At 62.8% G+C, this 21009-nt stretch carries 16 protein-coding genes and 1 tRNA gene; 12 read left to right on the forward strand and 5 right to left on the reverse strand.

The features are described from left to right. Positions 1-118: 118 nt before the first annotated feature. Genes AC3WKX_RS09050 through AC3WKX_RS09060 form a run of 3 tightly spaced genes read left to right on the forward strand, consistent with a single transcriptional unit; the run spans position 119 to position 3695 of the window. Positions 119-904, forward strand: a complete 786-nt coding sequence (locus AC3WKX_RS09050; protein ID WP_010175990.1) for an enoyl-CoA hydratase — start codon at positions 119-121, stop codon at positions 902-904. A 2-nt stretch (positions 905-906) separates the two neighbouring features. Next, the gene (locus AC3WKX_RS09055; RefSeq protein ID WP_087692952.1) at positions 907-2436 is read left to right on the forward strand and encodes a 3-hydroxyacyl-CoA dehydrogenase; all 1530 of its coding nucleotides are present in this window, start codon (positions 907-909) and stop codon (positions 2434-2436) included. Between the two features lie 26 nt (positions 2437-2462). Then, the gene (locus AC3WKX_RS09060; RefSeq protein ID WP_003216714.1) at positions 2463-3695 is read left to right on the forward strand and encodes a CaiB/BaiF CoA transferase family protein; all 1233 of its coding nucleotides are present in this window, start codon (positions 2463-2465) and stop codon (positions 3693-3695) included. Positions 3696-3737: 42 nt separating this feature from the next. Here the strand turns inward: AC3WKX_RS09060 and AC3WKX_RS09065 are convergent, their stop codons facing one another. Continuing rightward, positions 3738-5120, reverse strand: a complete 1383-nt coding sequence (locus AC3WKX_RS09065) for a glycerophosphodiester phosphodiesterase family protein (protein WP_102605271.1) — start codon at positions 5118-5120, stop codon at positions 3738-3740. A 176-nt stretch (positions 5121-5296) separates the two neighbouring features. Here AC3WKX_RS09065 and AC3WKX_RS09070 point away from each other — a divergent pair. Beyond that, positions 5297-5372: transfer RNA gene (locus tag AC3WKX_RS09070), tRNA-Asn, on the forward strand. A gap of 65 nt (positions 5373-5437) precedes the next feature. On the opposite strand, the gene AC3WKX_RS09075 is transcribed toward AC3WKX_RS09070, so the two are convergent. Continuing rightward, positions 5438-5701, reverse strand: coding sequence for an Ada metal-binding domain-containing protein (locus AC3WKX_RS09075; RefSeq protein ID WP_102605270.1), 264 nt, complete (start codon positions 5699-5701; stop codon positions 5438-5440). 152 nt (positions 5702-5853) lie between these two features. Between AC3WKX_RS09075 and AC3WKX_RS09080 the strand changes: the two genes are divergently transcribed. Beyond that, on the forward strand, positions 5854-7899 hold the full coding sequence (locus tag AC3WKX_RS09080) for a prolyl oligopeptidase family serine peptidase (RefSeq protein ID WP_102605269.1): 2046 nt from the start codon (positions 5854-5856) through the stop codon (positions 7897-7899). On the opposite strand, the gene mug is transcribed toward AC3WKX_RS09080, so the two are convergent. Together mug and AC3WKX_RS09090 are read right to left on the reverse strand one after the other, a co-directional pair. Then, positions 7886-8401 (reverse strand): G/U mismatch-specific DNA glycosylase, encoded by a 516-nt coding sequence (mug, locus tag AC3WKX_RS09085; protein WP_102605268.1) that lies wholly within the window; start codon positions 8399-8401, stop codon positions 7886-7888. The two genes, AC3WKX_RS09080 and mug, sit on opposite strands and share 14 nt — an antisense overlap. Continuing rightward, positions 8398-9021, reverse strand: coding sequence for a TetR/AcrR family transcriptional regulator (locus tag AC3WKX_RS09090; protein WP_003216516.1), 624 nt, complete (start codon positions 9019-9021; stop codon positions 8398-8400). The genes mug and AC3WKX_RS09090 overlap by 4 nt, the downstream gene beginning before the upstream one ends. A 104-nt stretch (positions 9022-9125) precedes the next feature. Between AC3WKX_RS09090 and AC3WKX_RS09095 the strand changes: the two genes are divergently transcribed. Genes AC3WKX_RS09095 through AC3WKX_RS09110 form a run of 4 tightly spaced genes read left to right on the forward strand, consistent with a single transcriptional unit; the run spans position 9126 to position 13963 of the window. Continuing rightward, positions 9126-10157 carry an HlyD family secretion protein gene (locus AC3WKX_RS09095; protein ID WP_087692937.1) on the forward strand — a complete coding sequence of 344 codons (1032 nt, stop codon included), beginning with the start codon at positions 9126-9128 and terminating at the stop codon, positions 10155-10157. Beyond that, a complete protein-coding gene (locus tag AC3WKX_RS09100; RefSeq protein ID WP_102605267.1) occupies positions 10154-11608 on the forward strand; it encodes an MFS transporter in 1455 nt (484 codons plus the stop codon). The genes AC3WKX_RS09095 and AC3WKX_RS09100 overlap by 4 nt, the downstream gene beginning before the upstream one ends. A gap of 18 nt (positions 11609-11626) precedes the next feature. Continuing rightward, positions 11627-13006 (forward strand): efflux transporter outer membrane subunit, encoded by a 1380-nt coding sequence (locus AC3WKX_RS09105; protein ID WP_102605266.1) that lies wholly within the window; start codon positions 11627-11629, stop codon positions 13004-13006. Between the two features lie 12 nt (positions 13007-13018). Beyond that, complete coding sequence (locus AC3WKX_RS09110; protein WP_102605265.1) at positions 13019-13963, forward strand: aldo/keto reductase; 945 nt, start codon at positions 13019-13021, stop codon at positions 13961-13963. A gap of 495 nt (positions 13964-14458) precedes the next feature. On the opposite strand, the gene AC3WKX_RS09115 is transcribed toward AC3WKX_RS09110, so the two are convergent. Next, positions 14459-14845: a MarR family winged helix-turn-helix transcriptional regulator gene (locus AC3WKX_RS09115; RefSeq protein ID WP_003207888.1), complete on the reverse strand. Its 387-nt coding sequence runs from the start codon at positions 14843-14845 to the stop codon at positions 14459-14461. Between the two features lie 309 nt (positions 14846-15154). Between AC3WKX_RS09115 and AC3WKX_RS09120 the strand changes: the two genes are divergently transcribed. From AC3WKX_RS09120 to AC3WKX_RS09130, 3 genes are read left to right on the forward strand one after another with little or no spacing between them, the layout of a single operon-like run. Then, positions 15155-18343: an efflux RND transporter permease subunit gene (locus AC3WKX_RS09120; protein WP_003207890.1), complete on the forward strand. Its 3189-nt coding sequence runs from the start codon at positions 15155-15157 to the stop codon at positions 18341-18343. 1 nt (position 18344) lies between these two features. Beyond that, positions 18345-19526 carry an efflux RND transporter periplasmic adaptor subunit gene (locus AC3WKX_RS09125; RefSeq protein WP_102605049.1) on the forward strand — a complete coding sequence of 394 codons (1182 nt, stop codon included), beginning with the start codon at positions 18345-18347 and terminating at the stop codon, positions 19524-19526. After that, a complete protein-coding gene (locus AC3WKX_RS09130) occupies positions 19519-20946 on the forward strand; it encodes an efflux transporter outer membrane subunit (RefSeq protein WP_102605050.1) in 1428 nt (475 codons plus the stop codon). Before AC3WKX_RS09125 ends, AC3WKX_RS09130 begins: the two co-directional genes overlap by 8 nt. Positions 20947-21009: the final 63 nt, after the last annotated feature.

Consider the following 21009-nt stretch of genomic DNA (forward strand, 5'->3'; position numbering starts at 1 on the left):
TTTTACGTTTACATCACGGCGACTCGGTCCTTATGATTATCGCTAAATACGGAATGTTGTTTCGCATAGCGAAACTGGCGATATCCGAACTAACAAGAACATTGCAGCAGGAGAATTTGTGGCCAGCCTCGACCAACCCGTAGTGCACCTCGACGTCCAGGACAATGGCGTCGCCGTGGTACGCATCCACCGTCCCGAAGTGAAAAACGCCTTGAACGCCCAGGTTCGCGAAGAGCTGGCCGAGCACTTTCGTGCTCTGGCCAAGCGCCGTGATGTGCGCGCCATCGTGCTCACCGGCGGCGACCAGTTCTTCGTGGCCGGTGCCGACATCAAGGAATTCGCCAGCGCCAGCCCGATCGAGATGTATCGCCGCCACACCGAATACCTGTGGGAAGCCATCAGCCGCTGCCCCAAGCCGGTGATCGCCGCGGTGAACGGGTTTGCCCTGGGCGGCGGTTGTGAGCTGGCCATGCATTGCGACCTGATCGTCGCCGGGGAATCGGCGCGCTTCGCCCAGCCCGAGGTCAAGTTGGGCCTGATGCCGGGCGCCGGTGGCACCCAGCGCCTGGTACGCGCCGTGGGTAAGTTCCAGGCCATGCGCATCGCGTTGACCGGCTGCATGGTCAAGGCCCCGGAAGCCCTGGCCATGGGCATGCTCAGCGAAGTGGTGGCCGACGACCAGACCATCCCCCGCGCCCTGGAACTGGCCGCGCAGATCGCCGCCTTGCCGCCACTGGCGGTGGAACAGATCAAGGAAGTGATGCTGGCCGGCGCCGACCTGCCGCTGGAAAGCGCGCTGGTGTTGGAGCGCAAGGCCTTTCAACTGCTGTTCGATTCGGCAGACCAGAAGGAGGGCGCCGCGGCGTTCTTCGAAAAACGCACCGCGAACTACCTGGGGGAATGACAATGGCTGATTCAATCAAGATCATGGGCCTGGTAGGCACCGGCGTGATGGGCGCCGGGATTGCTCAGATTGCCGCTCAGGCGGGCGTGTTGGTGCGCTTGTTCGATGCCCGCGACGGTGCGGCGCAAACCGCTCGGGATAACCTCGGCGCCACGCTCTCGAAGCTGGCCGCCAAGGGCAAGATCACCCAGGCAGCGGTGGACGCTGCGCTTGCGAACCTGCAAGTTGCCGCCACCATTGAGGCGCTGCACGACTGCGACCTGGTGGTGGAAGCCATTGTCGAAAACCTCGAGGCCAAGCGCGGCCTGTTGCAGCAGCTGGAAGGTGTGGTCAGCGCGGCGTGCATCCTCGCCACCAACACCTCGTCGCTGTCGGTCACGGCCATCGCCACCGGCTGCCAACACCCTGAGCGGGTCGCCGGGCTGCACTTTTTCAACCCGGTACCGTTGATGCGCGTCGTCGAAGTAATCGACGGCCTGGCCACCGCACCGAAGGTCGGCGATGACCTGTTGGCCTTCGTCGCCCGTACCGGCCATCGCGGCGTGCGCGCCAAGGACACTCCGGGTTTCATCGTCAACCACGCCGGCCGTGCGTACGGCACCGAAGCCTTGAAGATGCTCGATGAAGGCATTGCCGAGCGTGGCGACATCGACCGTATCCTGCGTGAAGGCGCAGGCTTTCGCATGGGGCCGCTGGAACTGCTGGACCTCACCGGGCTCGACGTTTCCCACCCGGTGATGGAGTCGATCTACAACCAGTTCTATCAGGACCCGCGCTACAAACCATCGCCCTTGACCCGCCAGATGCTGGTGGGCGGACGCTTCGGGCGCAAGAGCGGGCAGGGCTTCTACCGCTATGAAAATGGCCAGGTGGTGGACGGCCCGCAGCCGCAGCCGGTGCCTTCCATCAAGCAATTCCCGCCGGTATGGATCGCCACCGAAAACGCCGAAGACTACGAGCGCCTCAGCGCCCTGGTGATCGAGTTGGGCGCACACCTTGAAAGCGCGGCGCAGCCTTCGCCTGAAGCGTTGTGCCTGCTGGCGCCCTACGGTCTCGACGCCACCTCGGCCAGCGAGCGCTTCCACACTGACCCGGCACGCACCCTGTGCATCGACCTGCTGACCGACCTGTCGCGCCACCGCACCCTGATGCAAAACCCGCTGACGTCCACCGCCACCCGCGATGCCGCCCACGCGTTGCTCGCCAATGACGGTGTAGGTGTGACAGTGATCAGCGACAGCGTCGGCTTCGTTGCCCAGCGCACCCTGGCGATGGTGGTCAACCTGGCCTGCGACATTGCCCAGCAACGCATCGCCAGCGTCGACGATATTGACCAGGCCGTACAACTCGGCCTGGGTTATCCACAAGGCCCGCTCGCCTGGGGCGATGCCCTCGGGCCACGGCGCATCCTCACGATTTTGCAACGCATGAGCGAACTTACCCACGACCCACGTTATCGCCCCAGCCCCTGGCTGCGGCGGCGTGCGGCGCTGGGGATTTCCCTGCGTCATGAAGAGCCGGCAGTCGGCTGATTTCGATTCATCACAGGACAAGAATAATGGGTGCATTGACAGGTTTGCGGGTGCTGGACTTAAGCCGGGTATTGGCCGGGCCCTGGTGTGGCCAGGTGTTGGCCGACCTGGGCGCGGAAGTGATCAAGATCGAACGGCCACAGAGTGGCGACGATACCCGCGGCTGGGGCCCGCCGTGGATGAAGACCGACACCGGCGAGTCGTCCGGGCAGGCGTCTTATTACCAGTCCACCAACCGCGGCAAACTATCCGTGGCCATTGACCTGGCCACCAGCGAAGGCCAGGAACTGGTGCGGGCCCTGGCGGCCAGCTCCGACGTACTGATCGAAAACTACAAGGCCGGTTCCCTGGCGCGTTATGGCCTGGATTACGCGACCCTGGCCGAGATCAATCCACGGTTGGTGTACTGCTCCATCACCGGCTTCGGCCAGACCGGCCCGCGCGCCGAAGAACCCGGCTACGACTTCATCATCCAGGGCATCGGCGGCCTGATGAGCATCACCGGCGAACGCGACGACCTGCCCGGCGGCGGCCCGCAAAAAGTCGGCGTGGCGTTCTCCGACCTGATGACCGGCCTGTATTCCACCGTCGCGATCCAGGCCGCACTGCTCAGCCGCGAACGCACCGGCGTTGGCCAACACATCGACATGGCGCTGCTGGACGTACAAGTGGCAACCCTGGCCAACCAGAGCATGAACTACTTGGCCTCGGGCAAGGTGCCGCAGCGTTTCGGCAACGCCCACGCCAACATCGTGCCGTACCAGGTGTTCCGCGCCGCCGACCGCGACTTCATTATTGCCTGCGGCAACGACAGCCAGTTTGTAGCGCTGTGCCACAGCATCGGTTTGCCGCACCTGCCGGAAGACCCGCGCTTTCGGCGCAATGCCGATCGGGTTGCACATCGGGCGGAGATTGTCGAACTGTTGTCGGCGCACTTCCTGGGGCGCACGGCGGACGAGTGGGTGGCGAGTATTCACGCCTCGAAAGTACCGGTGGGGGCGATCAACAACATCGCGCAATCCCTGGAAGAGCCGCAGGTGATTGCCCGTGGGTTGATGGTGAAGATCCCGCACCCCAGGAATCCGCAGTTCGAGATGGTCGGCAGCCCGATCAAGATGTCGGGCACGCCGGTAGAGTATGTAAGGCCGGCGCCGATGTTGGGGCAGCATACCGATGAGGTACTGGGCGAGCGCCTCGGGTTGTCGGCGGAGCAGCTGGGGCAGCTCAAGGCAGGAGGGGTGATTGAGCAACTTGACTGAAGGATGGCGGCCCATAAGGCCGCCATCTTTGCGCACGACTTTTTAGCGCGCGACTTCTTTAAGGTAGGCAGTTCGGGCCGCAACGGCAGTCGGCGTGAAATCCGTAAACACACCGTCAACACCGGCGCGGAAAAAGGCCATGTATTCCGCCGCCGGGCTGCCCTTGTAAGCGCCGGCCAGGTATTTGGCTTCGTTGCGGAAGGTGAAAATATGCACGAACAGGCCGGCCTTGTGCGCATCGCTGATCAGGCTGGTGGGCTTGAAGGTATCGACCTCGGGCAAGCCGGGGTTTTGCGCTGAAGCGGCGGTCAGCAACATCGCTTGCGGCTTCCACGGCCCGATGCCGTCGGCATAGGTCTTGACCTCGGCCAGCCCGGCCGGGGTCAGCATCGCACCAAAGGCGCGTGGGTCGCCGGCGACGGTCCAGCTGTAGGGGCGGCCGCTGACGAAGGTGTTGGGTTTGTCGGTGATGAAAATGGTCTCGCCGGTCTTGAAGTTCACCCCGTTCCCATCCACCAGTTGAACCGCCCTGGTTTGCAGGCCGATGGAGCGCAGGTATTTCAGGCTGTTCGGGTCGAAGCTCTGCACGAACACCGGCGCGTCTTTGCGATTGAGGTTGTTGTCTTCAAGGGTCTTGAGAAACGCCGCTTCGAACGGATGACTGCCCGGCGCGCCGCAGCCGTTGGCGATGGCCTGGGCATTGTTCCAGATCGGGTTCTTGCTTTCCGGGTAGGTGGTAATCACCCGGCCAGTGGCGGCGCTTTTGGCTTTCGCGATGTCGATCACTTCCTGGAAACTCAGGATCGGCAGCTTGCCGTTGAGTTCGGTCGGGCGCTCGTCGCGGGCGTCGTACGTCGTGCCGCCGATCCATTGCTTGAGTTCGGCCAGGGTGAAATCGCTGATTGACCAGTCGTTGGTATGGTCTTCGCCATCCACGATCAAGGACTTCAACACGGATTTTGGATCGTTGGGGTCAGTCAGATCACTCAGGTACTGGGCCGGGCCATTTTCTGCAGTGGCCGGATACCTGACGTTAACCAGTACACCCGGCACCGTGCGCTTGCGGCGTGCAACTTCGGGATTGGTCTTCGCGACGTCGCTGATGTTGGTGTTGTCGCTCAACCAGGGATTGTGCCGGGCCACCAATATACAGTCCTTGGTCATGTGCAGGTCCAGCTCCAGCGAATCCGCACCAGCGTCGGCTGCATGCTCGTAGGAGGCCCGGGTTTCTTCCGGGTACAGTCCTGGCAGGCCGCGATGGCCGATAACCAGCGGCGGTGCGCCGTCCAGGGTTTTGAAGGAACCAGAGGCGGCAGGCGCGCTTCCGGTCACACTGTCACACGCGCTCACCGTCAGGCTGCATCCGATAACGATAAAACGGGCAAGCAGGGTTTTTACCGCTGGCGGGCCTGAGCGAGTGTGCATGTGTCGTCCTTCAAGAAGAGGGTAGGGGCGGGGTATCTGCGGATGTTGGCGTTGACGTATGACAGCGTCGTGACAGGAAGTGGCGTGGTGATTTTCCAGCGCGGCGCACCTGGGGTGAAGCAAAAATCTCACTGAATGCTTGACTTCTCCTTTTCAATCAGTAACATACGGCGCATTCCGCGATAGCTCAGTTGGTAGAGCAAATGACTGTTAATCATTGGGTCCCTGGTTCGAGTCCAGGTCGTGGAGCCAGATAGTAAAAAAGCCTGCAGCGATGCAGGCTTTTTTTTGCCCGGAATTTGTCCCGGACACTCGATTCAGGCGTGCCCTCGAAACAGACGATATTCGGCAGGCATGCACACCGCACAAGGACGAAATCCCGCGGCGACAGCCGTCGCTTCATCGAGAAAAAACACGCGATTTTTCACGTAGCCGCCACGCGCAATGGCTCCCAGCGCCGCACGACAGTCGAGCTTTCCATAGCGCTTGCCGCGACGGTGACCGCCCAGCGTTCCCGGCTCGAGACTTGGGTAGGGTTTTGCATCTGCGCCCATCAGCATCCACACGTTTTTGTCAGCCATCGCCTGTCCTCCTGCCGTAGCAGCCTGCGGTACGTCCGCCATGTATCGCCGATCAGATCGGCTGGCACACCCGGTTTCTTGCTTTTTTTATCGCTCAAAAAGGCTCAAAGTCGGGCACGCTATCCATTTCTGCTTTTCGACAGGATTCGAACATGTCAAAACTTCCCGAAACGTCCAACGATCCCTACCAATGGCTTGAAGACGTCGACGGCACGCGTTCACTGGACTGGGTACGCGCCCAGAACCTCAAGACCGAAGACCGGCTCGCCCGCTCCGACAGCTTCAAGCAGATCAAGGCCGATGTGCTGGAGATACTGGACTCGGACAGCAACATCCCCTACGTCGATAAGGTCGGCGCCTATTACTACAACTTCTGGATGGACGCCGCCCACCCGCGGGGCCTGTGGCGTCGCACCACGCTGGCGGAGTACCGCAAGCCCCAGCCTGCCTGGGAAACGTTGCTGGACCTTGACGCACTGAACGCCGCCGAGGGCGAAAACTGGGTGTGGCACGGTGCTGATTTCTTGCGCCCGGACTACCAGCGCTGCCTGCTGGCGCTGTCCCGTGGCGGCGCCGATGCGAATGTCACCCGCGAGTTTGATCTGGCCAGCAAGACCTGGGTCGAAGACGGCTTCCAGTTGCCCGAGTCCAAGGGCGGCCTGGGCTGGATCGACCGTGACAACGTCTATGTCTATACCGATTTTGGTGAAGGGTCGATGACCCGTTCCGGTTACCCGCGCATCGTCAAGCAGTGGCAGCGCGGTACACCGCTGAGTGCCGCCAGTCTTGTCTATGAAGGCGCGCTGGATGATATGTACATCGCGGCGATGCACGACGACACGCCCGGCTACGAGCGTGACTTCGTCAGCCGCACGCTGGCGTTCTACAACAACGAGCTGTACCTGCGGGGCAGCGACAACCAACTAAGCAAAATCGACGCGCCGAACTCGGCGGAAAAGTCGGTGTACAAAGACTGGCTGCTGCTGGAACTGCGGGAGGACTGGACGCTTGATGAAGTGTTTGTGGCCGGCTCGTTGCTGGCGATCCGGTTTGATCGCTTCATGGCAGGCCAGCGGGATTTCGAGGTGCTGTTCACCCCTACGGACAGCACCTCGCTGGCAGGGTTTTTCTGGACGCTGAATCACCTGGTGCTGAACGTACTGGATCACGTCAAGAACCGCCTCAGCGTCCTCACTCCCGGCGCGAACGGCTGGCAGCACAGCCCGTTCACCGGGGCGCCGAGCATGGGGACGGTGGGTGCCAGCGCAGTGGACAGCGACGACAGTGATGCCGTCTGGCTGGTGACCACTGACTACCTGACGCCGACCACCTTGTCGCTGGCCGAGATAGGTCATCCGCCCGAGGTACTGAAAACCCTGCCGGCCTTTTTCGATTCCAGCCAGCACGTGATCGAGCAGCACTTTGCGGTCTCCAGGGACGGCACTCGTGTGCCGTATTTCCTGGTGCTCGGCAAAGACCTGCCGCGCAACGGCACGGCGCCGACCTTGCTCTATGGCTACGGCGGGTTTGAATACTCCCTGACCCCGTATTACTCCGGTAAGGCAGGCCGCGCCTGGCTTTCGAAGGGCGGGGTGTACGTGGTTGCCAACATTCGCGGTGGCGGTGAATACGGCCCGCGCTGGCACCAGGCCGCACTCAAGCAGAACCGTCCGCGCGCCTACGAAGATTTTGCCGCAGTGGCCCGTGACCTGATCGACCGTGGGATTACTTCGCCCCGACACCTGGGCGCGGAGGGTGGCAGCAACGGTGGTCTGTTGGTCGGCAATATGCTTACTCAATACCCGGAACTGTTCGGTGCAATCGTCTCCCAGGTGCCCTTGCTCGACATGCAGCGCTATCACCTCCTGTTGGCCGGGGCGTCGTGGATGGGGGAATACGGCAACCCGGACGTACCTGAAGAGTGGGCGTACATCCAGACGTTTTCTCCATACCACCTGTTCGATCCGGCGAAGGCCTACCCACCGGTGTTTTTCCTGACCTCGACCCGCGATGACCGGGTGCATCCAGCCCACGCCCGCAAACTGGCGGCGAAGATGATCGAGGCCGGCAAGGACGTGACGTACTACGAAAATATCGAAGGTGGGCACGGCGGGGCGGCGGACAATGCACAGGCTGCGCATATGAGTGCGCTGGTCTACAGCTTTTTGTGGGAGAAGTTGAGTTCTAATCGGGACTGAGTGTTGCCAGCCTTAATTGCTGGTATGCCTGCACCAATTGGTCGAGCGTAAACCCAAGGTTTCTGCCGCTGGGATTGGGCAGAACCCACACCGCCGCACACCCCAGGGTGTGCGGTTGAAGCCCCCAGGCAATCTGCTTCTGCCCGCTCAACGCGCTATAGGCGGCCTTTCCCAGAAACGCCACATACCGTGGCGCGTAGCGTGCGATCTTGCGTTCAAAACTAGCCGCCGCCGCCCTGAATTCATCCGCCGACAACTGATCCGCCCGGGCCGTAGGCCGCTCCACCACCGTGGTCAGCCCGCATTGGTATTGCAGGATCGTGCGGTCGTTCTCCGGCTGCACTTCATGGGGCGTAAACCCGGCCAGGTGCAGCGTGCGCCAGAACCGATTGCTCCTGCCCATGAAGTGATGCCCGGTGGCAGCGGCCTTCAGCCCCGGGTTTATGCCGCAGAAAATCACGGCCAGGTGCTCGGCCAGAATGTCTTCCAGTCCTTCACTCATCCGCAGATGACCTGCACGGCGTTGCGCGCCAGGGTGATCAATTCGGCGTGGGGCTTGCCCGCCCGTGCACGAATCGAAAGGCTGTGCACCAAAGACGCGGCGAGGACGGCGACGGCTGCCGGGTCTGCACCACCTTTCAACTCACCGGCCTCGATGGCCGTGCGCAAGCGGGTTTCGAGATGGGCGTCGAGTGCGTCGAGGCGCTGCAAAAGCACGGCGCGAATCTCCGCATCCTCCACCGCTTCAGTGGTTGCGGTGCCGATGATAAAGCAGCCCCGTGGCTCGCCATCCCCCGAAAAGTAGATCGACAACTGGCCTTCATATAAGCGCATCAGCGCCTCTGCGAGGGTCAGGCTCGGGTCGTCCAGCGCCTCGTCGATGGCGGCAGAAGCGAGACCCCAATACTGCTCAAGTGCCTTGAGGTAGATCGCGTGTTTGTCGCCGAACGCGGCGTACAGGCTTGGCCTGTTCATCCCGGCGGCGGTGGCGATGCTGTCCAGTGAGGCGCCGGAATAGCCGGTGCTCCAGAACACCCCGAGGGCTTTTTGCATTGCCGTTTCGGGGTCGTAGGCCCGTGGGCGGCCACGGCCTTTTGCCTCTGTGATCTTTTTTTGTGCCATGGCGTACAAAAATCCTTGAGTAGAGGTGGGTGGGTCGATATTCTTACATCATCGCACAAAATTAAGGCCTCAGAAATCCCGGGCTCAGCAAAGGTGATTCGATCATGAGCAATGCGTTGGAAAACACGACCCGCACCCCCTGGCGTTCACTGTTGATGGTGGGCTTTCCGGTACTCATTGCAGCGGCCGGGTATGTGTATTACCTCAAGGATGCGCCGTACGTATCCACCGATAACGCGTATGCCCGAGTGGCGAAGGCGTCGATCAATGCGCGGGTATCCGGGCAGGTCGTGGAGATCGCCGTGGAAGACAACCAGTCGGTACACAAGGGGCAGGTACTGCTGCGTATCAACCCCGAGCCGTTCCAGGTCGCGGTCGAGCGTGCCCAGGCGCAATTGAGCGTGGCGCGCCTGCGGATTGAAGGCCTCAAGGCCAGCTACCGGCAACAGCAGGCAGAGTTGCAGGCGGCCAAGGAATCGGCGGGTTTCGACCAGAAGGAATTCGCCCGCAAAAAGGCCCTGGTGGCCACCGAGTTCGTGTCCCAGGCCGTGTTCGAACGGGCCGATACCGACCTGAAAGTCGCCCGGCAACGCGTGGCGTCCGTCGAGCAGCAGATCGCCAATACGGTGGTGGCGCTGAACGGCAATCCCGACATCGAAATCGACCGACACCCGGCGATTCGGGAGGCCCAGGCGCAGCTCGACGAGGCGCAACTCTACCTCTCGTACGCGACGGTCTATGCCCCCGACGACGGCGTGGTGGCCAAGGTGGATGACGTGCAGGTCGGCGATTACCTGAACAGCGGCGCGCCGGCCTTCGCCTTGCTGTCGCCCCGTCGCACCTGGGTCGAGGCCAACTTTCGCGAAACCCAGATGACCCATATGCGAGCCGGTCAGCAGGCAACCATCAAGCTCGACACCTACCCGGATCATCCCTTCAAGGCGCACATCACCAGCCTGAGCCCGGGCGCCGGTGCCGACTTCGCGCTGCTGCCGCCGGAAAACGCCACCGGCAACTGGGTCAAGGTGGTGCAGCGGGTGCCGGTGCGCCTGGAACTGGACGAGGCCAACGCGGACTTGCCGCTGTTCTCCGGCACCAGCGCCACGGTGACGGTTGATATCAGGACCGGCCCATGAACGGCGCACGTACTCTCCGGTTTGCGGCGTTGCTGGTGACCTGGTTGCAGGCGGTCAACGTGTCGCTGCCGAACTCGGCCCTGCGGTTTGTGCAGGGCAGTTTGTCGATGACGGATGACGAGGCGGGGTGGATCTTCACGTCGTACCTGGCGGCCAGCGCGATTACATTGCCGGTAGCTCAGTGGCTTGCTGCGCGCTTCGGCGTGAAGGCGGTTTACCAGGCGGCGATGCTGATCTTCGCCCTCGGCCTGCTGCTTGCGACACAGGCCACCACCTCACTGCAATTCGTCGGCGCGCGGATCATCCAGGGGGCTGCCAGCGGCGTGTTGGCGCCGCTGTCGATGGCCATCGCCCTGGAGACATTGGCCCCGACGCAACGGCCAAAATTCGGCCCGTCATGGACGGCGATCGGGTTGCTGGGGATTGTCAGCGGCCCGGCGATTGGCGGCTGGATCAGCGAGCATTTCGGCTGGCGCTGGATGTTCTACGCCAGCCTGCCGCTGTTGGCTTACACCTTCTTGATCGTGGCGATGTTGCAGCAGGAGAAGAAAGCCAACAGCGCTGCTGCGTTTGATTTCGCAGGCTTCGCCAGCTTCACCCTCGGCGTGATCGGCCTGCAAATGGTCCTCGACCGTGGCCAGCGCCTGGAGTGGTTCGACTCGCCCGAGATCTGGCTGGAAGCCGCCACCAGTGCCCTGGGGTTCTACCTGTTCGCAATGCACCGGTTCACCTCGAGCACACACTTCATCAGCAAGGGGTTATTGCGCGACCGCAACTTCGTGCTGTCGACCATCATGTTCTTCGCCGTCGGTTTCGTGCTGCTGCCGACCATGGCGATGACCTCGCCGATGCTGGATGAACTGCTGGGCTTCCCGCCCGACACCACAGGCTTCCTCACCATCCCCCGTGGCGTGGGGCTGCTGGGTGCGTTCTGGCTGATGAACAAGGTGCCTGCGCATCTCGACGGCCGCCCATTTGTGGTCGCCGGGATCGCCGTGGTGATCTACGCCAACCACTCGATGCTCGGCTATTCACCCTTGATGGACGGCTGGCCGGTGGCAGTGGCTGGCGCAATCCAGGGCGCGGGCCTGGGCCTGCTGATGCCGGCGCTTTCCCGGGTGGCGTTCAGCACCCTCGACCCGACGTTGCGCCCCGAAGGCAGCGGGCTGTTCAACCTGTCCCGCGTCTACGGCAGCACCCTGGGTGTGGCGGTGGTGCAGTGGTTCTTCTTCAACAACACCCAGGCGATGCACGTGGCGCTGGCCGGCCACCTGACTGTGCATTCGGTCCCCGCATCGACGCCCCTGGCGGGATTCGCCGCGCTGAACGAAGCCATCACCGGCCAGGCCGCCTTCATCGCGGTGGTCGGCCAATTCAAGATTCTGCTGTGGGCAATGCTGGTGGTGAGCCCGCTGGTGCTGCTGCTGCGTAAACCTGTCACGACCCACTAGTTTTCCGGAGTGTGCGTAATGAAATCCCATGGGCTTGTTATCACGGCCGTCATGACCCTGTCCGCGTGTTCGGTTGGCCCGGACTATAAGGCGCCGTCCGTTACCGCTTCGCCGCACTATGACGTGCAGGCTGAGCAGCACGTTTCCTTCAGTCAGAAGGTCAGCGTCGACTGGTGGTCGACCTTTCATTCCGAAACGCTCGACAGCGTGATGCGCCGGGCGATTGCCGGCAACCTTGAGCTGACGGCAGCGGACGCGACGTTGCGTCAGGCCGCCGCTTCGGTGGCTGCGGCCGAGGGTGCACTTTTCCCGCAGGTGGATTTCGCCGCGCAAGCGGGCCGCCAGCGCGTGCACAACGCCGCTCGGCCAGTGGTGACGAACTTCTATGGCGTCGGGCCGCAGGTCAGTTTCGACCTCGACGTATTCGGCGGCAATCAGCGCCGGGTCGAGCAACAGCAGGCATTGGCCGATTTCCAGCAGCATCGCTTCGAGGCGGCGTACCTGACGCTGACGGGCGACGTCGCCAGCCAGGCGTTGCTGATGGCCTCGGCCAGCGCGCAGATGGAAGCGGTGCAGACCTTGCTCGCCACCGACGCGAAAAACCTCGAACTGGTGCGCGCGGCGCAACACAGCGGCACGACGACGCAGCTCGATGTCTCCCTGGCCGAAACGCGACTGGCGCAGGACCGCACCCTGTTGCCACCACTCGCCCAGCAGCGCGATGCGGCGCGGCATGCGCTGTCGATCCTGGCGGGCAAGGGCCCGGCGGATTGGCGCGCACCGGATTTCGAACTGGCTGGATTTGCCTCGGCCACCACGCTGCCGGTCAGCTTGCCGTCCGAACTGGCCCATGACCGCCCGGACGTGCTGCAAGCCGAAGCCGAATTGCATGCGGCCAGCGCGGCGGTCGGCGTGGCCACCGCCAATCTCTATCCCCGTGTGGAGTTGTCCGCGTCACTGGCCCAGGCCGCGTCGGGCAATGGTGGTGCGGCGCTGTGGGGTTTTGCCGCCGGGTTGGCGGGGCCGATCTTCGATGGCGGAACTCTCAAGGCAGAGCGCCAGGCCGCCGTGGAGGGCTACAACGCCGCGCTCGCCAACTATCAGCAGACCGTCATCAAGTCCTTCGGCCAGGTCGCAGACACCTTGCAGGCGATCAACCACGACGCCGAGGAGTACCAGTCACAGACCGCCGCGCTACAGGCCGCCGCCAACAGTTTGCGCCTGAACCAGCAGGCCTATGGGGCAGGGGAGAGCGGGCTGTTGCAAGTGCTGGAGGCACAACGCGCCTATGAGCAGGCCCTGCTCGGGCAGATCCGGGCGAGCACCGCCCAACATCTCGACACCGTGCGGTTGTTCGTGGCGCTCGGTGGTCGCTCGGTCAACGATTTCAAACGCTAGTGGAGCAAACACATGAGCTATTACGATGCACTTCGCGATACCCGTTTTCCTTTGCAGCATGGCTCGGGCGCGATGCCGGCGGTGGGGTTCGGGACGCTGTTCAGGGATTTGACGGCCACCACCCAGGCGGTCACGCAAGCGTTGGAGGCGGGCTTTCGCCATTTCGATTGTGCGGAGCGTTATGGCAACGAAGCGCAGGTCGGCGCGGCGATTCACGATGCGGTGGCGGCCGGTAAAGTCCGGCGCGAGGACCTGTTCATCACCACCAAGCTGTGGAACAACAACCATCGGCCCGAGCGTGTGGTGCCGGCGTTCGAAGCCAGTTGCCGCCGGCTTCAGGTGGAGGTGATCGACTGCTACATGATCCATACGCCGTTTGCGTTTTTGCCGGGTGACGAGCTGCACCCACGGGATGCGTTTGGGCATGTGTTGTATGACTCGGGGGTGACGTTGATCGAGACGTGGCGGGTGCTTGAGCGTCTGGTGGATGAGGGGCGTTGCAAGTCCATCGGGGTGTCGGATATCAGCCTGGAAACGCTGCGGGAGTTGGTGGCGGTGGCGCGGATAAAGCCTGCGGTGGTGCAGGTTGAGTCACACCCTTATCTGCCGGAGTGGGAGCTGTTGGAGTTTTGCAGGCAGCATGGGATTGTGGTGTTGGCGTTTGCGCCGTTGGGGCATGGGATGAGGCCGCGGGTGCTGGATGAACCGGTGATTACCGGGATTGCACGGCGGGTGCAGAAGACGCCGGCTCAGGTTGCGTTGGCGTGGTCGGTGCAGCGTGGGGTGGCGTTTTTGACCTCGTCGGTGACGCCGGCGCGGATACGGGAGGATGCGGATATTTCTACGTTGCCGCAGGTGGCGATGCGTGAGATTGAGCAGGACATTACGACCCGGGTTCGTTTTAATCCGGTGATGGATACTGGGGTGTTGGGGTTTATTTCGCGGGAGAAGTTTTGAGTTTGGCCGGGGGAGGGGGGTACATATCCGTTATTTAGGTTATGGCTACTTATGGTTTCGCTCTTATAGCGAGTCACTTTGCAAAAGCGGCAGGGGGCAGTTAGATCAAGATCAAAAGTAAGAGCACGGCTGCCTGAGAGCCGACCTGAGTGTTAAAAGCAAAGGCAAAAGCTGCTTTTCTGTAGGAGCTGGCTTGCCGGCGATGCAGACAACTCGGTGAATCAGACACACCGAGGTGATGCCATCGCCGGCAAGCCAGCTCCTACAGTGGACCGTGCCCGCTTTAGCTTTTGATTTGGCTTTTAAACACTCAAGCCGGCCGGTAGGCCGCTGTGCTGTTGATCTGCTTTTGATCTTGATCTTGGGCACACCGAGCCTAGGCGAGGTGCCGAGTGGTGGGGCAAGAGCGTTTTGCTTACTTTTGCGCTGTTCAAAAGTGAGCCGCTGTAAGAGCGGAACCAATACAAGCCATCACCCAAATAACGGATATGCCCCCTAACCCAACAACGCCCGAGCAAACTCATCAGACGCAATAAAGTCCATGGCCTTGCGCAACTCGCAAGCCGCCTCAGCCCCAAACACCTCATCAAACCGCACCGCCATCTGCCTGGACACCACCCGCGCCTCTTCGTATTTACGCTGCCCCGCGTCGGTCAACAGCACCCGCCGGCTGCGACGGTCCAACTCATCCACCCGCAACACCACAAGCCCATCCCGCACCAGCGGCTTGAGCGTATGCCCCAGGGCCGACAAATCCATCACCAACGACTGCGCCAGGTCGCGCATCTTCGGAGCGTCCCCATTGGCGATGTGGTTCATCAGCGAATACTGGGTGGCCTTCAAACCAAACGGCGCAAACGCCTCGTCATAGATCTGCGCCATACGACGGGACGCGCGCCGCACGGCTCCGTTGGAACAGGTGCTCGGGCTATTCAGGACAGGCGGTGCGCATTTCACAGGCTGATCACTCGCTACAGATCAAGGGTTAACCGAACGTTAATCCGGCAAGATGAATATTGACACATGCTGCAACAAATTAGTTGCGTATGCCACTAAACGCTATATCGTGGCATATGCCTCTATTTTGACCGGATGTCAGTGCAGTTGGCCCGGAACACAGACGGGCGGGGCAGGAGGGAAGCGCTGTTCGGTACCTCCTTCAGTCATCAACTTCCTGTCTGGATCACATCTATGCTCAACCTCGTGCGCATCGCATTGCGGCGCCCCTATACCTTCCTGGTATTGGCTATTTTCATTCTGATTGTGGGCCCGCTCGCGGCCTGGCGTACCCCGACCGACATCTTCCCCGAAATTCGCATCCCCGTGATTGCCGTGATCTGGCAGTACACCGGCTTGCCGCCCGACCAGATGGCCGGCCGCATCACCTCGCCGTTCGAGCGGGTGCTGACCACCACGGTCAACGACATCCGCCATATCGAGGCGCAATCGCTGAACGGCTACGGCATCGTCAAGGTGTTCTTCCAGCCGGGAGTCAACATCAGTACGGCCAACGCGCAGATGACTTCGGTGTCCCAGGCCATCCTGCGTCAACTGCCGCCGGGCACCACGCCGCCGCTGATCCTCAACTACAGCGCCTCGACAGTGCCGATCGTGCAGTTGGCGTTGTCCGGCAAAGGCCTCAGCGAACAGAAACTCGGTGACCTGGGCCTCAACACCGTGCGCCTGATGCTGACCACGGTGCCCGGTGCCGCACTGCCATACCCGTTCGGCGGCAAGACCCGCCAGGTGCAGATCGACCTCGACTCCGCACGCATGCAGGCCCGTGGTCTCTCGGCGCAGGACGTGGCCACTGCCCTGGCCACGCAGAACCTGATCACCCCGGTGGGCACGCAAAAGATCGGCAGCTACGAGTTCAACCTGCAACTGAACAACTCGCCGACGGACTTCCACGACCTGGAAAACCTGCCGATCAAGACCGCCGACGGCACCACCGTGTTGATTCGTGACGTGGCCACGGTGCGTGACGGCAACCCGCCGCAGACCAACATCGTGCACGTCAACGGCAACCGCTCCGTGCTGCTGCCGGTGCTCAAGACCGGTTCGGCGTCGACCCTCGGGGTGATCGCCGGGATCAAGGACAAACTGGCCGACAACAAAGGCGCCTTGCCGCCCAACCTGAATATCGACCTGATCGGCGACCAGTCGCTGTTCGTGCGCTCGGCCATCAGCGGCGTCGCCCGGGAAGGGATCATAGCGGCCGCGTTGACCAGCCTGATGATCCTGTTGTTCCTCGGCAGTTGGCGCTCCACGGTGATCATCGCCACGTCGATCCCGCTGGCCATCCTGTCGTCGATTGCCACGCTGTCGGCGCTCGGCGAAACCCTCAACATCATGACCCTCGGCGGCCTGGCATTGGCCGTGGGGATCCTGGTGGATGACGCTACGGTGACCATCGAAAACATCAACTGGCACCTGGAACAGGGCAAGCCGGTGGAGACGGCGATCCTCGACGGCGCGGCGCAGATCGTCACGCCGGCGTTCGTGTCGCTGCTGTGTATCTGCATCGTGTTTGTGCCGATGTTTTTCCTGGAAGGCGTGGCGCGCTTCCTGTTTGTGCCGATGGCCGAAGCGGTGATCTTCGCGATGATCGCCTCGTTCATCCTCTCGCGAACCCTGGTGCCGACCCTCGCCAATTACCTGCTCAAGCCTCACGAACATCATGCGGACGGTACGCCGGTGGTGGTGCCGTCGAGCAACCCGCTGGTGAAATTCCAGCGCGGGTTCGAGCGCCAGTTCGAGGCGTTTCGCGGGGTTTACCACGGGGCATTGGAGAGTGCCTTGCACCACCGTCGTATCGCGGTGATCGCGATGCTGGCGTTCGTCGCCGTGTCGTTTGCGCTGGTGCCATTCCTGGGTCGCAACTTCTTCCCCGACGTCGACTCCGGGCAGATCCTGTTGCATGTGCGTGCACCGATCGGCACGCGGGTCGAGAGCAATGCGCGGCTGGTCTCGCAGATCGAGAACACCATTCATAACGTGATCGAACCCCGGGAGCTGGCGGCCATCGTCGACAATATCGGCCTGGCCATCAGCGGGATCAACGTGGCCTACAACAACACCGGCACCGTGGGTTCACAGGACAGCGACATCCAGATCAGCCTGAAAGAGGGCCATCGTCCCACCGCCGAATACATGCGCGAACTGCGGGAGCGGCTGCCCCGTGAATTCCCGAATGCGGTGTTCTCGTTCCCGGCTTCGGACATCGTCGGGCAGATCCTCAACTTCGGTTCTTCGGCGCCGGTGGATGTGCAAGTCAGCGGCAATAACCTGCCCGCCAACTTCACCTACGCCAGCACGTTGCTGCGGGAAATCCGGCGGGTGCCGGGTGTGGTGGATGCGCGTATCCAGCAGTCGCGGCAACTGCCCACGTTCAAGATCGATGTGGACCGTACCCAGGCCCAACTGGTGGGCCTGAACGAGCGCGATGTGACCAACAGCCTGGTGGTCAACCTGGCGGGTTCCAGCCAGGTGGCGCCGACGTTCTGGCTCAACCCGGCCAACGGCGTGTCTTATCCGATTGTGATGCAAACCCCGCAGTACGGCCTCGACACCCTGGCCGCCCTGCATAACCTGCCGTTGAGCGGCAGCCCCGGTTCGGCGCAAGACCAGACCCTCGGCGGCCTGGCGTCCATCGAACGCAGCCACGCGAACTCGGTGGTGACCCAGTCGGACATCCAGCCGGTGGTCGAGGTGTTGACCGCAATTCAGGGCCGCGACCTCGGTGCCGTTGCCGCCGACATCCAGAAGATCATCGCCGCCCACGCCAGCGAAGTGCCCACCGGCTCCAAGGTGCTGTTGCAGGGTCAGGTGCAAACCATGAACGCGGCCTTCAGTGGCTTGCTGTTTGGCCTGCTTGGCGCGGTGGTGCTGATCTACCTGCTGATCGTGGTCAACTTCCAGTCCTGGGCTGACCCGTTCGTGATCATCACCGCCTTGCCGGCGGCGCTCGCGGGCATCGTGTGGATGCTGTTCATCACCCACACGCCGCTGTCGGTACCGGCGCTGACCGGGGCGATCATGTGCATGGGCGTGGCCACCGCCAACGCCATCCTCGTGGTGAGCTTCTGCCGCGAACGCCTGGCCGTGCACGGGGATGCGGTGCAGGCGGCGCTTGAAGCCGGCTTTACCCGTCTGCGCCCGGTATTGATGACCGCGATTTCGATGATCATCGGCATGGCGCCGATGGCGCTGAGCCTGGGGGAGGGCGGCGAACAGAACGCCCCGCTGGGCCGCGCGGTCATCGGCGGGCTGGCCTTCGCCACCATTGCCACGTTGTTCCTGGTTCCGCTGATTTTCAGTCTTGTGCACGGGCGGCGTCAGCACGCCACGCTTGCGACCACCGCCACTCAAGGGGTTTGACATGTCTGCTTCCGTTTCCAATCCGGGTTCGCCCCGCCGTAAATCCCGTGGTCTGCTCTGGCTGTTGCTCGGGCTGGTGGTCCTGGTTGCCGTGGTGGTATTCGGCATCGGTGTGCGCGCCAGCGAATCCCATGACCTGAAAACCTGGACCGATGCCCAGGCGTTGCCCAGCGTGATCCTGATCACCCCGAGCGTGCAGCCCCAGGGTCCGATCCTGAACCTGCCGGGGCGCCTTGAGGCGTACTCCCGGGCGTCGATCTTTGCCCGGGTCAATGGCTACCTCAAGACCTGGAACGTCGACATCGGCGACCACGTGAAGGCCGGGCAACTGCTGGCCGAAATCGACACGCCGGAGCTCGATCAGCAACTGCTGCAAGCCAAGGCCGTGCTGGCTTCGGCCCAGGCCGACGAGTCGCTGGCACAGACCACCGCCAAGCGCTGGCAGGCGATGCTTTCGTCGGACTCGGTGTCGCGCCAGGACGTGGATGAGCGCACCGGCGACCTGACTGCCAAGCAGGCCAAAGTGGTCGCGGCCAGGGCCAACGTCGACCAGTTGGTTGCCACCAAGGGCTTCCAGCGCTTGACTGCGCCGTTCGCCGGCGTGGTCACTGCACGCTCCACCGATGTGGGGGCGTTGATCAGTGCCGGTGGTGCCACCGGCAAAGAGCTGTTCGCGGTCTCTGACGTCAGCCGCCTGCGGGTGTATGTGCAGGTGCCGCAGTCGTCGGCGCCGCAGATCCAGGTGGGCACCGTGGCACGTCTGAGCGTGCCGGAGTATCGCGGTGAAACCTTCAACGCCAAGGTGATCGCCACTGCCGATGCGGTGAACGCCGCGTCCGGCAGCACCCTGGTGCAACTGTTGGTGGAGAACCCCGGCAGCCGCCTGTTGCCGGGCGGCTACACCAGCGTGCAGTTCACCTTGCCGGTGCAGACCGACGTGCTGCGCCTGCCTGCCAGCGCCCTGGTGTTCGATGACAAGGGCATGCGCGTGGCCACCCTCGACGCGAATAATCATGTGCACTTCAAGACCGTGACCATCGCCCGGGACTTCGGTGACAGCGTGGAAATCGGCAGCGGCCTGGTCGCCACCGACCGCGTGATCGACACCCCGCCCGACGGCCTGGCCGACGACGATTCGGTGCAACTGGCCGCCAATCCCGTGGAGGCCAAACCCCATGGCTAAGCGCACTTGCCTGGTATTGGTCGCGACCCTGGGCCTGGGCGCCTGCCATCTTGCGCCACCGCTGGACGTGCCGGAGGTACCCATCGCCGCGCAGTTCCATACCCAGGGACCGTGGACCGTCGGCACGCCGAACGACCAGGCGAGTCGCGACGGTTGGTGGCACATCTACAAGGACCCGCAACTGGATGCGATGGAGCAGCAGTTGCTGCAAAGCAACCCGGACTTGAGCGCGGCACTGGCTCACTATTCCCAGGCCCAGGCGTTTTTGGCCCAGGCGCAATCCGGGCTGTTTCCAAAGCTGATCGGTTCCAGCAATGCCCAGCGCATTCGCCAGTCGGACACCCGGCCACTGCGCTCGGCCAGCCCGCCGAATGTTTACGATTCCGGGACAGTGGGGGTAGAGCTGGACTATGAAGTCGACCTCTGGGGCCGTGTGCGCGACACCGTTGCCGCCGGCACCAGCGACGCCCAGGCCGCCAAGGCCGACCTGGCTTCGGTGCGTCTGAGCTTGCAGGCGCAATTGGCCGACAGCTACATCCGCCTGCGTGGCATCGACCGGCAAGACCAGTTGCTGCAGGAAACCAGCGATGCCTATGCCAAGGCTTTGAGCCTGACCGAAGGCTTGCACGGCGGCGGTATCGTCTCCGGGCTGGACGTGGCGCGGGCGCGTACCCAACTGTCGACGGTCAAGTCGCAGCTGAGCCAGAATTTGGTGCAGCGTGCAGTGCTTGAACACTCGATAGCGGCGATGCTGGGTGAGTCCGCATCGACCTACGCGATTGCCCCAAGCGTCGCGGATATCGCCTTGCCCGGCGTGCCCACCGGTGTACCGTCTACGCTGTTGCAGCGTCGGCCGGACATCGCCGCTGCCGAGCGCCGGATTGCCTCGGCCAATGCACGCATAGGGGGGGCGAAAGCCGCCTGGTTCCCGGCCCTTACCCTGAGTGCCCAGGGTGGTTTCCAGAGTGATGAGTTCGCGCACTTGTTGAGCGCGCCCAACATTTTCTGGGCAATTGGCCCGTCGCTGGTGGGGACGATTTTTGACGGCGGCGCGCGCCAGGCCGGGGTGGACAGTGCCAAGGCGGCAACAGATGAAGCCGCAGCCAAGTATCGTGGTGTAGTGTTGACCGCGTTCGAGCAGGTGGAGAACAACCTGTCGATCATCTCCGGGCTCGACACCGCCCTGGTTGACCAGCGCGATGCGGCGGCAGCCGCGCAGTACGCCGAGGACTTGTCCCTGGCCCGCTATCGCCAGGGTGGCGCGGCGTACCTGGACGTGGTGACGGCGCAGGTAGCGTCGTTGCAGGCACAGCGCACGGTGCTGGATCTGCAGACTCAACAGTTAAGCGCCAACGTAGGGCTGATCAAGGCACTGGGTGGCGGCTGGAATATGGCCCAACTGGCCCAAAAGAACCTGTAGGAGCGAGCGTGCTCGCGAAGGTCGTCGACCACAACGCGGGCATCCTGAAAGAACACGGCGCCC

It is taken from the genome of Pseudomonas sp. GP01-A4 (assembly GCF_058780865.1).

Excerpts from the sequence above, each read along its gene's own strand:
- AC3WKX_RS09055 (WP_087692952.1), top strand. The coding sequence starts at position 907 with ATGGCTGATTCAATCAAGATCATGGGCCTGGTAGGCACCGGCGTGATG.
- AC3WKX_RS09115 (WP_003207888.1), bottom strand. The coding sequence starts at position 14,845 with ATGGCGCAGATCTATGACGAGGCGTTTGCGCCGTTTGGTTTGAAGGCC.
- AC3WKX_RS09075 (WP_102605270.1), bottom strand. The coding sequence starts at position 5,701 with ATGGCTGACAAAAACGTGTGGATGCTGATGGGCGCAGATGCAAAACCC.
- AC3WKX_RS09065 (WP_102605271.1), bottom strand. The coding sequence starts at position 5,120 with ATGCACACTCGCTCAGGCCCGCCAGCGGTAAAAACCCTGCTTGCCCGT.
- AC3WKX_RS09080 (WP_102605269.1), top strand. The coding sequence starts at position 5,854 with ATGTCAAAACTTCCCGAAACGTCCAACGATCCCTACCAATGGCTTGAA.
- AC3WKX_RS09130 (WP_102605050.1), top strand. The coding sequence starts at position 19,519 with ATGGCTAAGCGCACTTGCCTGGTATTGGTCGCGACCCTGGGCCTGGGC.
- AC3WKX_RS09125 (WP_102605049.1), top strand. The coding sequence starts at position 18,345 with ATGTCTGCTTCCGTTTCCAATCCGGGTTCGCCCCGCCGTAAATCCCGT.
- AC3WKX_RS09105 (WP_102605266.1), top strand. The coding sequence starts at position 11,627 with ATGAAATCCCATGGGCTTGTTATCACGGCCGTCATGACCCTGTCCGCG.
- AC3WKX_RS09060 (WP_003216714.1), top strand. The coding sequence starts at position 2,463 with ATGGGTGCATTGACAGGTTTGCGGGTGCTGGACTTAAGCCGGGTATTG.
- AC3WKX_RS09090 (WP_003216516.1), bottom strand. The coding sequence starts at position 9,021 with ATGGCACAAAAAAAGATCACAGAGGCAAAAGGCCGTGGCCGCCCACGG.
- mug (WP_102605268.1), bottom strand. The coding sequence starts at position 8,401 with ATGAGTGAAGGACTGGAAGACATTCTGGCCGAGCACCTGGCCGTGATT.
- AC3WKX_RS09095 (WP_087692937.1), top strand. The coding sequence starts at position 9,126 with ATGAGCAATGCGTTGGAAAACACGACCCGCACCCCCTGGCGTTCACTG.
- AC3WKX_RS09120 (WP_003207890.1), top strand. The coding sequence starts at position 15,155 with ATGCTCAACCTCGTGCGCATCGCATTGCGGCGCCCCTATACCTTCCTG.
- AC3WKX_RS09110 (WP_102605265.1), top strand. The coding sequence starts at position 13,019 with ATGAGCTATTACGATGCACTTCGCGATACCCGTTTTCCTTTGCAGCAT.
- AC3WKX_RS09100 (WP_102605267.1), top strand. The coding sequence starts at position 10,154 with ATGAACGGCGCACGTACTCTCCGGTTTGCGGCGTTGCTGGTGACCTGG.